Source organism: Pseudomonas fluorescens, from assembly GCF_018614775.1.
Lineage (GTDB): Bacteria > Pseudomonadota > Gammaproteobacteria > Pseudomonadales > Pseudomonadaceae > Aquipseudomonas > Aquipseudomonas fluorescens_BY.
Map to the genome: position 1 here is coordinate 86,989 of NZ_JAGGOF010000010.1, position 11,972 is coordinate 98,960.

General features: G+C 60.2%; 12 protein-coding genes and 1 pseudogene. 6 read left to right on the top strand and 7 right to left on the bottom strand.

What is annotated here, in order from left to right; translation table 11 throughout:
* Nucleotides 1–20: 20 nt before the first annotated feature.
* Together J7E36_RS02880 and gltS are read left to right on the top strand one after the other, a co-directional pair.
* The gene (locus J7E36_RS02880; protein WP_214999685.1) at nucleotides 21–389 is read left to right on the top strand and encodes a DUF4870 domain-containing protein; all 369 of its coding nucleotides are present in this window, start codon (nucleotides 21–23) and stop codon (nucleotides 387–389) included.
* A 574-nt stretch (nucleotides 390–963) separates the two neighbouring features.
* Nucleotides 964–2,169, top strand: coding sequence for a sodium/glutamate symporter (gene gltS, locus J7E36_RS02885; RefSeq protein WP_214999687.1), 1,206 nt, complete (start codon nucleotides 964–966; stop codon nucleotides 2,167–2,169).
* A 106-nt stretch (nucleotides 2,170–2,275) separates the two neighbouring features.
* Here gltS and J7E36_RS02890 read toward each other — a convergent pair whose 3' ends face one another.
* On the bottom strand, nucleotides 2,276–3,055 hold the full coding sequence (locus tag J7E36_RS02890) for an exodeoxyribonuclease III (RefSeq protein WP_214999689.1): 780 nt from the start codon (nucleotides 3,053–3,055) through the stop codon (nucleotides 2,276–2,278).
* An 83-nt stretch (nucleotides 3,056–3,138) separates the two neighbouring features.
* Here J7E36_RS02890 and pyrE point away from each other — a divergent pair, with 83 nt between their 5' ends.
* A complete protein-coding gene (gene pyrE, locus J7E36_RS02895) occupies nucleotides 3,139–3,783 on the top strand; it encodes an orotate phosphoribosyltransferase (RefSeq protein ID WP_214999691.1) in 645 nt (214 codons plus the stop codon).
* A gap of 184 nt (nucleotides 3,784–3,967) precedes the next feature.
* Here the strand turns inward: pyrE and argB are convergent, their stop codons facing one another.
* From argB to coaBC, 4 genes and pseudogenes are all read right to left on the bottom strand, one after another.
* Nucleotides 3,968–4,873 (bottom strand): acetylglutamate kinase, encoded by a 906-nt coding sequence (gene argB / locus J7E36_RS02900; protein ID WP_214999693.1) that lies wholly within the window; start codon nucleotides 4,871–4,873, stop codon nucleotides 3,968–3,970.
* 26 nt (nucleotides 4,874–4,899) lie between these two features.
* Nucleotides 4,900–6,303: pseudogene (locus J7E36_RS02905) on the bottom strand (phosphomannomutase/phosphoglucomutase); the annotation flags it as partial.
* Between the two features lie 255 nt (nucleotides 6,304–6,558).
* Nucleotides 6,559–7,014, bottom strand: coding sequence for a dUTP diphosphatase (gene dut / locus J7E36_RS02910; RefSeq protein WP_214999697.1), 456 nt, complete (start codon nucleotides 7,012–7,014; stop codon nucleotides 6,559–6,561).
* A 4-nt stretch (nucleotides 7,015–7,018) separates the two neighbouring features.
* Entirely contained in the window at nucleotides 7,019–8,227 is a 1,209-nt protein-coding gene (coaBC, locus tag J7E36_RS02915; protein WP_214999699.1) for a bifunctional phosphopantothenoylcysteine decarboxylase/phosphopantothenate--cysteine ligase CoaBC, read from the bottom strand.
* A gap of 145 nt (nucleotides 8,228–8,372) precedes the next feature.
* Between coaBC and radC the strand changes: the two genes are divergently transcribed.
* The gene (radC, locus tag J7E36_RS02920; protein WP_214999701.1) at nucleotides 8,373–9,047 is read left to right on the top strand and encodes a RadC family protein; all 675 of its coding nucleotides are present in this window, start codon (nucleotides 8,373–8,375) and stop codon (nucleotides 9,045–9,047) included.
* A gap of 88 nt (nucleotides 9,048–9,135) precedes the next feature.
* Here radC and J7E36_RS02925 read toward each other — a convergent pair whose 3' ends face one another.
* Complete coding sequence (locus tag J7E36_RS02925) at nucleotides 9,136–10,725, bottom strand: ABC transporter substrate-binding protein (protein WP_214999703.1); 1,590 nt, start codon at nucleotides 10,723–10,725, stop codon at nucleotides 9,136–9,138.
* 437 nt (nucleotides 10,726–11,162) lie between these two features.
* Between J7E36_RS02925 and rpmB the strand changes: the two genes are divergently transcribed.
* Both rpmB and rpmG read left to right on the top strand, forming a co-directional pair.
* Nucleotides 11,163–11,396 carry a 50S ribosomal protein L28 gene (gene rpmB, locus J7E36_RS02930; RefSeq protein WP_003177273.1) on the top strand — a complete coding sequence of 78 codons (234 nt, stop codon included), beginning with the start codon at nucleotides 11,163–11,165 and terminating at the stop codon, nucleotides 11,394–11,396.
* Nucleotides 11,397–11,407: 11 nt separating this feature from the next.
* Nucleotides 11,408–11,563, top strand: coding sequence for a 50S ribosomal protein L33 (gene rpmG / locus J7E36_RS02935; protein WP_003177274.1), 156 nt, complete (start codon nucleotides 11,408–11,410; stop codon nucleotides 11,561–11,563).
* 97 nt (nucleotides 11,564–11,660) lie between these two features.
* On the opposite strand, the gene J7E36_RS02940 is transcribed toward rpmG, so the two are convergent.
* Nucleotides 11,661–11,879 (bottom strand): peptidase inhibitor, encoded by a 219-nt coding sequence (locus tag J7E36_RS02940; protein ID WP_214999705.1) that lies wholly within the window; start codon nucleotides 11,877–11,879, stop codon nucleotides 11,661–11,663.
* Nucleotides 11,880–11,972 lie beyond the last annotated feature (93 nt).

Below are 11,972 nucleotides of genomic sequence, written 5' to 3' on the forward strand. Positions count from 1 at the left end.
TTTCAGACAAGGAGAGCGACATGAGTGATGAGCCAGTCCTGCTGCCCCAGCCGAGCAAAGAGGCGCGCCAATGGGCAATGTTTTGTCACCTGTCCGCCTTGTTGGGGATCTGGATTCCGTTCGGTACGTTGATCGGGCCGCTGGTGCTCTGGCAACTCAAGCGCGACTCCGACCCGTTCGTCGATGCCCAGGGCAAGGAGGCGCTGAACTTCCAGATCACCGTGGCGATTGCCTCGGCGATCAGTCTGTTGCTGATGGTCGTGGTGATTGGCTTCTTTCTGTTCGGTCTGGTAGCCATCGGCGCGCTGGTGCTGACGATCATCGGTGGTGTGAAAGCCAATGAGGGGCAGCCGTATCGTTATCCGTTTACCTGGCGGCTGGTCAAGTAACGAACCTGTGGGAGCGAGCTTGCTCGCGGAGGCGTCGTGTCATTCTGCTCAACGTTGACTGACACACCGCTTTCGCGAGCAAGCCCGCTCCCACAGTGGTTTTTGGGGTGCGCATGAATTTTTGTATCCACTGAAGACCGGATGTGGGAGCGAGCCTGCTCGCGATAGCAATAGATCTGCAAATGCTCCTACTCCTGCGCTTTTAGTTACTTTTGTCTGGGCGGCATTTCGGTTCGTCCAAAAGTTACCGCAGAAACAGATATGTGCGCCAACCAAATCAGATTTATCTGACTTGTAAATGGCGTCCATACATGTAAGTCGGCTGGCTTATTAAACTATCTTACATTTCCAGTCACAACTAAAAGCCCCTAACCCAACTTATGTCCTTGGCAACAACCTTTATCGATTGCTAAGGTTTCCCGCAGTCTTGTTCACCAAGAAATCTCTCGACATATCCAGGCCATTGAAGGCCCTCGGATTCCCAACGCTACCCGCGTTAAGACCATTAACCTATTCATGAGGCGAGCCCAGGTAAACAGGTTGTCTCTGAATATCCAGCCCAAGAATAAACTCAATGGTTCAACTCGATTTCTATGGAACGCTGGTCGCCGCCTCTCTAGTACTTTTGCTGGGCCGCGGACTCGTCGCGCGTGTCGGTTTTTTGCGTGCCTATAATATTCCCGAGCCTGTCGCGGGCGGTCTCGTAGTTGCCCTGGTGCTCTTGATACTGCGGTTCCTTGATATTGAAGTACGATTCGATACTTCATTGCAGACGCCTCTGATGTTGGCTTTCTTCGCCACCATCGGTTTGAGCGCAGACTTCGCCAGCCTGAGAAAGGGCGGGCGTGTCGTGGGGATCTTCCTGTTGGCGGTGACCGGACTCCTTGTGGTCCAGAACGCATTGGGCATCGGGCTTGCCAGTATGTTGGGGCTCGACCCACTGATGGGCTTGCTGACAGGGTCGATCACCCTGGCGGGCGGGCACGGGACCGGTGCAGCCTGGGGAACGCTGTTCAGTGAGAAGTTCGGGCTGGCCTCTGCCTCGGAGCTGGCGATGGCCTCGGCAACGTTCGGCCTGGTATTGGGTGGCCTGATTGGTGGGCCGGTCGCTCGCGTGCTGATCAAGCGTGTCCCGAAACCCGGCCCTGAGCCTGAGAAGCCACGGCTGCCGAAGGGCTTTGAGCAACCGAACAAAGAGCGCTCGATCACCCCGTTTTCGTTCATCGAGACCCTGGCCCTGATCGCGGTCAGCCTGCTGGCAGGCACGCTGCTCAATGGCTGGCTTCACGACACCGCATTCGAGTTGCCGACCTTCGTCTGTGTCTTGTTCGTCGGTGTCGTGCTGCGCAACGGACTTTCGGCGCTTGGCGTGTATCAGGTGTTTGAGCGGGAGGTCTCCGTGCTGGGAAATGTCAGCTTGTCGCTGTTCCTGGCGATCGCGCTGATGTCGCTCAAGCTCTGGGACCTGGCAGCGTTGGCGTTGCCGATCTTCATCATCCTCGCCGCGCAGGCGCTGGTCATGGCGTTGTTCGCGATTTTCGTGACGTTCAGGATGATGGGGCGTAACTACGATGCGGCGGTATTGGCGGCGGGGCACTGCGGTTTTGGCCTGGGGGCCACGCCGACGGCCATCGCTAACATGCAAGCGGTGACCCAGCGTTATGGCGCTTCGCAGATCGCCTTTCTGGTGGTGCCGATGGTAGGAGCATTTTTCATCGACATCATTAATGTCATCGTGATCAAGCTGTACCTGGCGCTGCCGTTTTTTGCTGCGGGCTGAGGCCCGAATAACATCTGCCAAAAAAATGCCCGTATCTTGCGATACGGGCATTTCTCTTTAGCCGCTCAACTACCAGGGCCTGACTGAAGCCACTGGAAAGCGGCACTCAGATCGTCAGCGTCCAGTCGTAATCCACGATCAGCGGCGCATGCTGCGAGAACCGCGGCTGACGTGGCAAGCGAGCGCTACGTACGAAGCGGCGCAGGCCGGGTGTCAGCAACTGGTAGTCGAAACGCCAGCCGAGGTTGAGCATCTCGGCCTGCTCGTTGTCCGGCCACCAGCTGTACTGGTCGCCTTCACGGCTGACTTCGCGCAGGGCGTCGACATAACCCATGTTGCCAATGATCTCGTCCATCCAGGCCCGTTCCGGCGCCAGGAAACCCGGGGATTGTTGGCTGTCGCGCCAGTTCTTGATATCCAGCTTCTGTTGCGCCACGTACAGCGAGCCACAATAAATGTACTCGCGACGCTTGCGTCGCTGTTTATCAAGGTAACGGGCGAAGTCGTCCATCAACTTGAATTTCTGATTCAAATCTTCATCGCCGTTCTGCCCCGAAGGGAGCAGCAAGGTCGCGATGCTGACCTTGTCGAAATCGGCTTGCAGGTAGCGCCCGTAGCGGTCCGCCGTCTCGAAACCGAGACCGTTGATGACAGCCTTCGGTTGCAGCCGCGAGTACAAAGCCACGCCACCCTGGGTGGGGACTTCGGCATCGCAGGCATAAAGGAAGTAACCATCCAGTTGGAAGGCTGCATCGTCCAGTTCAAAGGCGGAGGCACGGGTGTCCTGCAGGCAGATGACGTCGGCATTCTGTGCTTGCAGCCAACTGAGCAAACCACGCTCCACTGCAGCCTGAATACCATTGACGTTCACACTGATGATCCGCATAAATGGCCCCAAAAATCACGTGCGTGTATGATACACGGCGTGTACCTATTTAGCTAAATCCGCGGTATTTGAGGCTTTTTTTCATGCAGGCGTATCAGCGCGATTTCATTCGTTTTGCCATCGATCGCGGCGTTTTGCGCTTCGGTGAGTTCACCCTCAAGTCCGGACGCACCAGCCCGTACTTCTTCAATGCCGGCCTGTTCAACAGCGGTTCCGCCCTGGCGCAGTTGGGTCGTTTCTATGCGGCGGCCATCGTCGAGAGCGGCATCCCGTTCGACGTGCTGTTCGGCCCGGCCTACAAAGGTATCCCGCTGGCGGCCACCACGGCCGTCGCCCTGGCCGAACACCACGGCCGCGACCTGCCCTGGTGCTTCAACCGCAAGGAAGCCAAGGCCCACGGTGAAGGCGGCAGCCTGGTCGGTGCCCCGCTGACGGGCGAAGTGTTGATCATCGACGACGTGATCACTGCCGGCACCGCCATCCGCGAAGTGATGCAGATCATCGCTTCCCAGGACGGCGCCAAGGCCGCCGGCGTGCTGATCGCCCTGAACCGCCAGGAGCGCGGCAACGGTGAGCTGTCGGCGATCCAGGAAGTGGAGCGCGACTTCGGCATTCCGGTGATCAGCATTGTGTCGCTGAACCAGGTGCTGGAATTTCTGGCCGACGATCCGCAGCTCAAGCAGCATTTGCCGGCAGTCGAGGCTTATCGGGCGCAGTTCGGCGTCTGATTAGTTTGCAGAGCGTCCTGTGGGAGCGAGCCTGCTCGCGATAGCGGCGGATCAATCAACCTCAGTGTTGAGGCTCAATCCGTCATCGCGAGCAGGCTCGCTCCCACATTGGGTTTTTTTCAGAGTGTCGTACAAAAAAAGACCCCGCTCAGCCAGGCTGAGCGGGGTCTTTTTTAGGTGTCGTTCAAGCGCGCTTGCGATTACTGATCAACGTGCCCACGCCGGTATCGGTGAAGATCTCCAGCAGGATTGCATTCGGTACCCGCCCATCAATGATCAGCGAGCTGCCGACGCCACCCTGAACCGCTTCCAGCGCGCAACGGATCTTCGGCAGCATGCCGCCGTAGATGGTGCCGTCGGCGATGAGGTCGTCGACCTGTTGGGTCGACAGCCCGGTCAGGACCTTGCCCGACTTGTCCATCAGGCCGGCGATATTGGTCAGCAGCATCAGCTTTTCAGCTTTCAGTGCTTCAGCAACCTTGCCGGCCACCAGGTCGGCGTTGATGTTGTACGACTCGCCATTGGCACCTACGCCGATGGGCGCGATCACCGGGATGAAGTCGCCCTTGACCAGCAGGTTCAGCAGGTCGGTGTTGATGCCGACCACTTCGCCCACCTGGCCGATGTCGATGATTTCCGGCTGGGTCATCTCCGGGGTCTGGCGGGTGACGGTGAGTTTTTTCGCCCGGATCAACTCGGCGTCCTTGCCGGTCAGGCCGATGGCGCTGCCGCCATGGCGGTTGATCAGGTTGACGATGTCCTTGTTGACCTGACCGCCCAGGACCATTTCCACCACATCCATGGTCTGCGCGTCGGTAACGCGCATGCCATCGATGAAATGGCTTTCGATCGCCAGGCGCTTGAGCAGGTCACCGATCTGCGGGCCGCCACCGTGCACCACCACCGGGTTGATGCCCACGGCCTTCATCAGCACGATGTCGCGGGCGAAGCCGGTTTTCAGCTCCTCGCTTTCCATCGCGTTGCCGCCGTATTTGATCACCAGGGTCTTGCCGACGTAGCGTCGGATGTAAGGCAACGCTTCGGACAGGACCTTGGCGGTATTGGCGGCGGCTTCGCGTTCGAGGGTCATTCAGGGCTCCGGTGGTACTTCAAAAATCAGAACGGTAGTTGAAGATCAGGTGCAACACGTTTGAGTTGGCTGTGGAACACATCCTTGATGCGCTGCAGTTCGGCTTCGTTGTCGGCCTCGAAGCGCAGGACCAGCACCGGCGTGGTGTTGGACGCGCGCACCAGGCCCCAGCCCTGGGGATAGTCGACCCGCACACCGTCGATGGTGGTCAGTTCGGCGCCTTCGCCCCATTGCGCGTCGTGCAGTGCGTCAATGATGCTGAATTTGCTCTCTTCGGTCACATGGATATTGATTTCTGGCGTAGAAATATCGTTGGGGAAGGTCGCGAACAGCTCTTCGGCGCTGGAGGGCTCCTTGCTGAGGATCTCCAGCAGGCGCGCCGCGCTGTAAATGCCGTCGTCGAAACCGAACCAGCGCTCCTTGAAGAAGATGTGGCCGCTCATTTCGCCGGCCAGCAGGGCGCCGCTTTGTTTCATTTTCTTCTTGATCAGCGAGTGACCGGTCTTCCACATCAGTGGGCGACCGCCATATTCCTTGATCAACGGCACCAGTCGACGGGTGCATTTTACGTCGAAAATGATCTCGGCATCCGGGTTGCGCGCCACCACGTCCTTGGCGAACAGCATTAACAGGCGGTCCGGGAACACGACGCTGCCGGTGTTGGTGACCACGCCCACGCGGTCGCCATCGCCGTCGAAGGCCAGGCCCAGGTCGGCGTTGGTTTCCTTGACCTTGGCAATAAGGTCTTGCAGGTTTTCCAGCTTGCCCGGGTCCGGGTGGTGGTTGGGGAAGTTGCCATCCACCTCGCAGAACAGCGGGATGACTTCGCAGTTCAGCGCTTCGATCAGTTGTGGCGCGATCACGCCAGCCGCGCCGTTGCCGCAGTCGACCACCACCTTCAGGCGGCGGGCGAGCTTCACGTCCTTGACGATTTCATCGTTGTAGCGCCCGAGAATCTCGACCTTGGTCACGCTGCCCTGGCCGCTGCTCAGGTCGTTGGTCTTGAGGCGGGTGTGCAGGGCCTGGATTTGCTCGTTGGCCAGGGTGTCGCCGGCAATGACGATCTTGAAGCCGTTGTAGTTCGATGGGTTGTGACTGCCGGTGAGCATCACGCCGGATTTGCCGGCCAATACGTTGGCGGCGTAATACAGCGCCGGTGTCGGCACCAGGCCCACGTCGCTGACGTGGCAGCCGCTGTCGGCGACGCCCTTGATCAGCTGCTCGACCAGTTCAGGGCCGGACAAGCGGCCATCGCGGCCGACGGACACGTTCGGTTCGCCCTGGGCCAGGCTCTGGGAGCCGATGGCGCGGCCGATCCAGTAGGCGGTTTCGGCGGTGAGGGTTTCCGGTACCACGCCACGGATGTCGTAGGCGCGGAAGATGCTGTCAGGGAAGATCGGGGCGATTGCGGCTGGGGTGTTCATGGGCGGGGCGCTCTATCAAGGAAAAGTGACTGGGGACAGGCCGACAATGGGCGTCGGCAGGCTCAAGCTGAAGGGTATGACGGCGTTTTTGACAGAGAGTTCGTGGTGGGAAAGTGCCATGAGACAGCGTTATCCCGGCCTCGGTCGCCTAATACATTGATTCCGGATGGGAAACCTAGCAGAAAGCCATTGCGCATTTTTCGCCCTGAAACAGAAGCTTAATATACAGCCGGGCGGGACGCCCGGCCTGGCCCCACTGAATCAGTGGCTGCCGGAGTGCCCGAAACCGCCGGCGCCGCGCTGGCTTTCGTCGAATTCGGTGACCAGTTCGAAATGCGCCTGCACCACTGGCACCAGCACGAGTTGCGCGATGCGCTCGCCGACGGCGATGTTGAAGGCGGTCTGGCCGCGGTTCCAACACGAAACCATCAGCTCGCCCTGGTAATCGGAGTCGATCAGGCCCACCAGGTTGCCCAGCACGATGCCGTGCTTATGGCCCAGGCCCGAGCGCGGCAGGATCAGCGCAGCCAGCCCCGGATCGCCGATGTATACCGACAGCCCGGTCGGGATCAGCAGGGTCTGGCCCGGCTCCAGAAGCGTGTCCTGCGTGAGCATTGCCCGCAGGTCGAGGCCGGCGGAGCCTGGCGTGGCGTATTGCGGCAGCGGAAATTCGTTGCCGATGCGGGGGTCGAGGATCTTGGCTTGTAGCGCGTGCATGCAGTTAAACCTGGTTCAGCCGTTCGGCGATGAAAGTGATCAGTTGGCGAGCAATCTTGCTCTTGCTGGTCTGGGCGAAAAGTGTGGCGTGCAACTGGCGGTCGATCACGCTGCAGGCGTTTTCTTCGCTGTTGAAGCCGATGCTCGGGTTGGCGACGTCGTTGGCGACGATCAAGTCCAGGTTCTTGTCCTTGAGCTTGCGGGCGGCGTAATCGAGCAGGTGTTCGGTTTCGGCGGCGAAGCCGACACTGAACGGACGGTCGGGACGGGTGGCGATGCTGGCAAGGATGTCCGGGTTGCGAACCATTTGTAGTAGCAGGCCGTCGCCGCTCGTAGGGTCTTTCTTCAATTTTTGTGGGGCAACGACTTCAGGACGGTAGTCCGCTACCGCCGCCGAAGCGATGAACAGGTCGCAGGGGATGGCTGCTTCGCAGGCCGCAAGCATGTCCCGGGCGCTGACGACGTCGATGCGGGTGACCCGGTCCGGCGTTGGCAAGTGCACCGGACCGGTGATCAAGGTCACCCGGGCACCGGCCTCTACGGCGGCTTCGGCCAGGGCGAAGCCCATTTTCCCGGAGCTGTGGTTGGTGATGTAGCGCACCGGATCGATATTTTCCTGGGTCGGGCCGGCGGTGATCAGCACATGTTTGCCGGTCAGGGCCTGGCGCTGGAAGCAGTCGGCGGCGCATTGGGCCAGGTCGGTGGCTTCGAGCATGCGGCCCATGCCGACATCGCCGCAGGCCTGGCTGCCGGAGGCCGGGCCGAAGACTTTCAGGTCACGGCTCTGGAGTAATTGCAGGTTGGCCTGGGTGGCCGGGTCGCGCCACATGGCCTGGTTCATCGCCGGTGCGACGGCTACCACGGCGTCGGTGGCGAGCACCAGGGTGGTCAGCAGATCATCGGCAATCCCTTGGGCCAGGCGGGCGATCAGGTCGGCGGTGGCCGGGGCGATCAGCACCAGGTCGGCCCACTTGGCCAGTTCGATATGGCCCATGGCGGCTTCGGCCGCCGGGTCGAGCAGGTCCAGGTGAACCGGGTGGCCGGAGAGGGCCTGCAGGGTCAGCGGGGTGATGAACTCAGTGCCGCCGCGGGTCATCACGACCCGTACTTCCGCGCCCTGGTCGATGAGTCGGCGAACCAGCTCGGCGCTCTTGTAGGCAGCAATGCCGCCGCCGACGCCCAGAACGATGCGTTTCCGATACAGCCGCTGCATAGGCCTGCCTTTCGATTTCAGTGGTCAGTGCAGGGCGAACCCTTTGGCAACAGCCTGCCGGGGGGCAAATCGCCTGCAAAAAAGATGGGCTACGATATCACAGCGACCGCTACGGAACAGCGGTGCCCACAATCAGGGAGAGGCTATGAGTATTCGCGATTGGCCCGTGGCCGAGCGGCCGCGGGAGCGGTTGCTGGTGTCGGGGGCAGGCAGTCTTTCAGACGCCGAATTGCTGGCGATTTTCCTGCGCACCGGCGTGTCCGGCAAAAGCGCGGTTGATCTGGCGCGACAACTGTTGACTCAATTTGGCAGTTTGCGTGCGCTGCTCGAGGCCGATCAGGTCACGTTCAGCAGCCAGATGGGGCTGGGACCGGCGAAATTTGCCCAATTGCAGGCGGCCCAGGAGATGAGCCGCCGGCATCTGGCCGAACGGGCGCGGCAACGCACGACACTGGAAAGCCCGGGCGTCGTCCGTGACTACCTGAAGTCGATGCTGCGCCACGAGCCCCATGAAGTGTTTGGCTGTCTGTTTCTCAACGCCAGGCATCAAGTACTGGGCTTCGAGACGCTGTTTCGCGGCTCCATCGACAATGCCAGCGTGCATCCCCGGCAGGTGGTCAAGCGTGCCCTGGCCCATAACGCCGCCGCGCTGATTCTGTGCCACAACCACCCCTCCGGCAACGCCGAGCCCAGCCAGGCCGACCGGATGCTCACCGAGCGGCTTCAGGAGGCCCTGGAGCTGATCGATGTGCGGGTACTTGACCACTTTATCGTCGGCGATGGGGAACCGTTGTCGATGGCGGAGTATGGGTGGATGTGAAGCAGCGGCAAGCTGCAAGTTTCAAGCGGCAAGTCAGAGCTATGTGCGATCTGCTTTTGACTTGAGCTTGCAGCTTGCAGCTTGCAGCTTACGGCTTGAGGCTGACCTTGGAATAATCCTGACGGCCAAACGGGCTTACCGAATACCCCTGCACCTCCTTGCGGGTGAGGGCGAATGCGGTCGGGTGGGCCAGGGGCAGCCACAGGGCCTGTTGCTGGATCTGGGCCTGGGCCTGTTCGTAGAGCTTGGCACGCACGCCTTGTTCACCGGTGGTCTTGCCGGCGCTGATCAGTTTGTCCAGGTCCGGATTGCAGTAACGGGCGAAGTTGGTGCCGGACGTGACTGCCGCGCAGGAAAACTGCGGCGTGAGGAAGTTATCCGGGTCGCCGTTGTCGCCCGCCCAACCCATGAACAGCAGGTCGTGTTCACCGGCCTTGGCGCGGCGAATCAGCTCGCCCCATTCGATCACGCGGATCTCGGCCTGGATGCCGATTTGGGCCAGGTCCGATTGCAGCAGCTGTGCGCCAAGGCTCGGGTTGGGGTTCAGCAGGCTGCCGGAAGGGCGGGTCCAGAGGGTCGTCTGGAAACCTTCCTTCAAGCCGGCCTTGGCCAGCAAGTCACGGGCCTTGGCCAGGTCGTGGGGGTAGCCGGGCAAGCTCTTGGCGTAGCTCCAGGTATTGGGCGGGTAGGGGCCGTTGGCTGCTTCGGCAGTGCCTTCGAAGACGGTCTTGAGGTAGCTGGCCTTGTCGAAAGCGAGGTTGATGGCTTGGCGTACCTCAGGCTTGTCCAGCGGAGGATGTTGGCTGTTGATCGCCACGAACGCGGTCATGAAGGCGTCGGTCTGGGTCACGTCCAACGTCGGGTCCTGCCTGGCGGCCTGCACATCCAGCGGCTTGGGCGACAGGGCGATCTGGCATTCATTGCGCCGCAGTTTCTGCAGGCGCACGTTGGCATCTGGCGTGATGGCGAAGATCAACGGGTCCACCGCAGGCTTGCCGCCGAAATAGTCGTCGTTGGCCTTGTAGCGAATCGAGGCATCCTTCTGGAATCGGTTGAAAATGAACGGGCCGGTACCGATGGGTTGGTTGTTGAGTTTTTCCGGCGTGCCGGCTTTCATCAACTGGTCGGCATAATCGGCCGAATAGATGGAAGCAAAGCCCATGCTCAAGGTCGCCAGGAAGGTTGAGTCGGCATGATCAAGGGTGAAGCGCACGGTCAGCGGGTCCAGCGCATCGATTTTCTTGACCAGCGTGGGCAACTGCATGGACTGGGCATGGGGAAAACCGCTCTGGGCGACCTTGTGCCAGGGGTTGGCCGGATCAAGCATGCGCTCGAAGCTGAATTTCACGTCCTCGGCGGTCAGGTCGCGCCGCGGTGTGAAGTAGTCGGTGTGATGGAACTTGACCTGTGGGCGCAGCTTGAACACGTACGTCAGACCATCGGTCGAGACTTCCCAGCGAGTGGCCAGGCTGGGGACTACCTTGCCGCTGGCGGTGTCGAAGTCCACCAGGCGGTTCATCAGTACGTCGGCAGAGGCGTTGGTGGTCGTCAGCGAGTTGTACTGGACGACATCGAATCCTTCCGGGCTGGCCTCGGTACAGACACTCAGGGCGGCGGCCTGGGTCAGCGGGCTGATCAGCAGGGGGGCGAGCAACAGGGGGAGGGCAGCGAGGCGCATGATCGGTTTCCTTGTCAGGTCGAAAGCCCATCTGCGAGTGCAGTCTGGAAAAGGCCTACCCTAGTGGGCCCGTAGGTAAATGACTATCCCCTTTTTGCATTTTCCGGCACTCTGTGGCGGCACGTGGAATGGCTCAAACCGGCCACGGATGAAAAATACCCGAATGCAGCGACGAGCGGTCACGGGCTGCGCCGGCCTTGGCCTGAGCCGCCCGGAAGGGTTTGTCAGGCGTTTCCCGCAAAGACAAATCACATCGGTTGTTGTTGCACCGAGGTCTTTCTGGTATAAAGCAGCGCTCTTTTCTAGGGGCCCGGTTCCTTCACTGTAGGTGTAGCCGGTAAGACCCTTAAAGAAACGCGGCGCCTGGCGCCAAATGACTGAGAGATTAAGCGGCCAACCCATGCCGGGTTGGGCATGTGGTTTTAGAGGGCTGAGGCATGTCGAGAGTCTGTCAAGTTACCGGTAAGGGTCCGGTGACTGGGAATAACATTTCCCACGCAAACAACAAAACCCGTCGTCGTTTCCTGCCGAACCTGCAGCATCACCGCTTCTGGGTTGAAGAAGAGAAACGTTTTGTGCGTCTGCGCGTATCTGCCAAAGGCATGCGTATCATCGACAAGCGTGGCATCAGTGTCGTGCTGGCCGAACTTCGTCGCGATGGCAAGGTTTAAGGGAGCTAATCATGCGTGAATTGATTCGTTTGATCTCGAGCGCCGGTACTGGTCACTTCTACACTACCGACAAGAACAAGCGTACTACCCCGGACAAAATCGAGATCAAGAAATATGATCCGGTTGTTCGCAAGCACGTGATCTACAAGGAAGGCAAAATCAAGTAATTGATTTTCTCTCCGACAAAAAAAGCCCGTATCGCGAGATACGGGCTTTTTTTCGTTTGAATGTTGCATCGGTCGGCTTTATCAGCGCGGCAATCGGTCAGCCACAGGCAATGCCGATGATGATCCTGTCGGCGTTGGTGCGAAGGTTGATCCGGGTCGGGCGCAGGTCATGGGTACTGGCGTACCTGGGGCCCGTGGCGCGCACTTTGGCGCCATTGGCCAGCGCTCGGACTTCTTCGAGAAGCTCGGGGGTGCACAACTTGCCAATGGTGTACTGGGCCACGGCGAGGTCGCATTGATCAGGTAGGGCGGGCATGTTTGCCTCCTTGCAAATGGTTGGGAATCAGGCGTCCTGTTGAAGCGGTTGCGCATCCTGCGCGTTACCGCCCGACGATATCGATCGTGCAGC

Excerpts from the sequence above, each read along its gene's own strand:
- argB (WP_214999693.1), bottom strand. The coding sequence starts at position 4,873 with ATGACCCTCGAACGCGAAGCCGCCGCCAATACCGCCAAGGTCCTGTCC.
- rpmG (WP_003177274.1), top strand. The coding sequence starts at position 11,408 with ATGCGTGAATTGATTCGTTTGATCTCGAGCGCCGGTACTGGTCACTTC.
- radC (WP_214999701.1), top strand. The coding sequence starts at position 8,373 with ATGAGTATTCGCGATTGGCCCGTGGCCGAGCGGCCGCGGGAGCGGTTG.
- gltS (WP_214999687.1), top strand. The coding sequence starts at position 964 with ATGGTTCAACTCGATTTCTATGGAACGCTGGTCGCCGCCTCTCTAGTA.
- rpmB (WP_003177273.1), top strand. The coding sequence starts at position 11,163 with ATGTCGAGAGTCTGTCAAGTTACCGGTAAGGGTCCGGTGACTGGGAAT.
- dut (WP_214999697.1), bottom strand. The coding sequence starts at position 7,014 with ATGCACGCGCTACAAGCCAAGATCCTCGACCCCCGCATCGGCAACGAA.
- pyrE (WP_214999691.1), top strand. The coding sequence starts at position 3,139 with ATGCAGGCGTATCAGCGCGATTTCATTCGTTTTGCCATCGATCGCGGC.
- J7E36_RS02925 (WP_214999703.1), bottom strand. The coding sequence starts at position 10,725 with ATGCGCCTCGCTGCCCTCCCCCTGTTGCTCGCCCCCCTGCTGATCAGC.
- J7E36_RS02880 (WP_214999685.1), top strand. The coding sequence starts at position 21 with ATGAGTGATGAGCCAGTCCTGCTGCCCCAGCCGAGCAAAGAGGCGCGC.
- J7E36_RS02940 (WP_214999705.1), bottom strand. The coding sequence starts at position 11,879 with ATGCCCGCCCTACCTGATCAATGCGACCTCGCCGTGGCCCAGTACACC.
- J7E36_RS02890 (WP_214999689.1), bottom strand. The coding sequence starts at position 3,055 with ATGCGGATCATCAGTGTGAACGTCAATGGTATTCAGGCTGCAGTGGAG.
- coaBC (WP_214999699.1), bottom strand. The coding sequence starts at position 8,227 with ATGCAGCGGCTGTATCGGAAACGCATCGTTCTGGGCGTCGGCGGCGGC.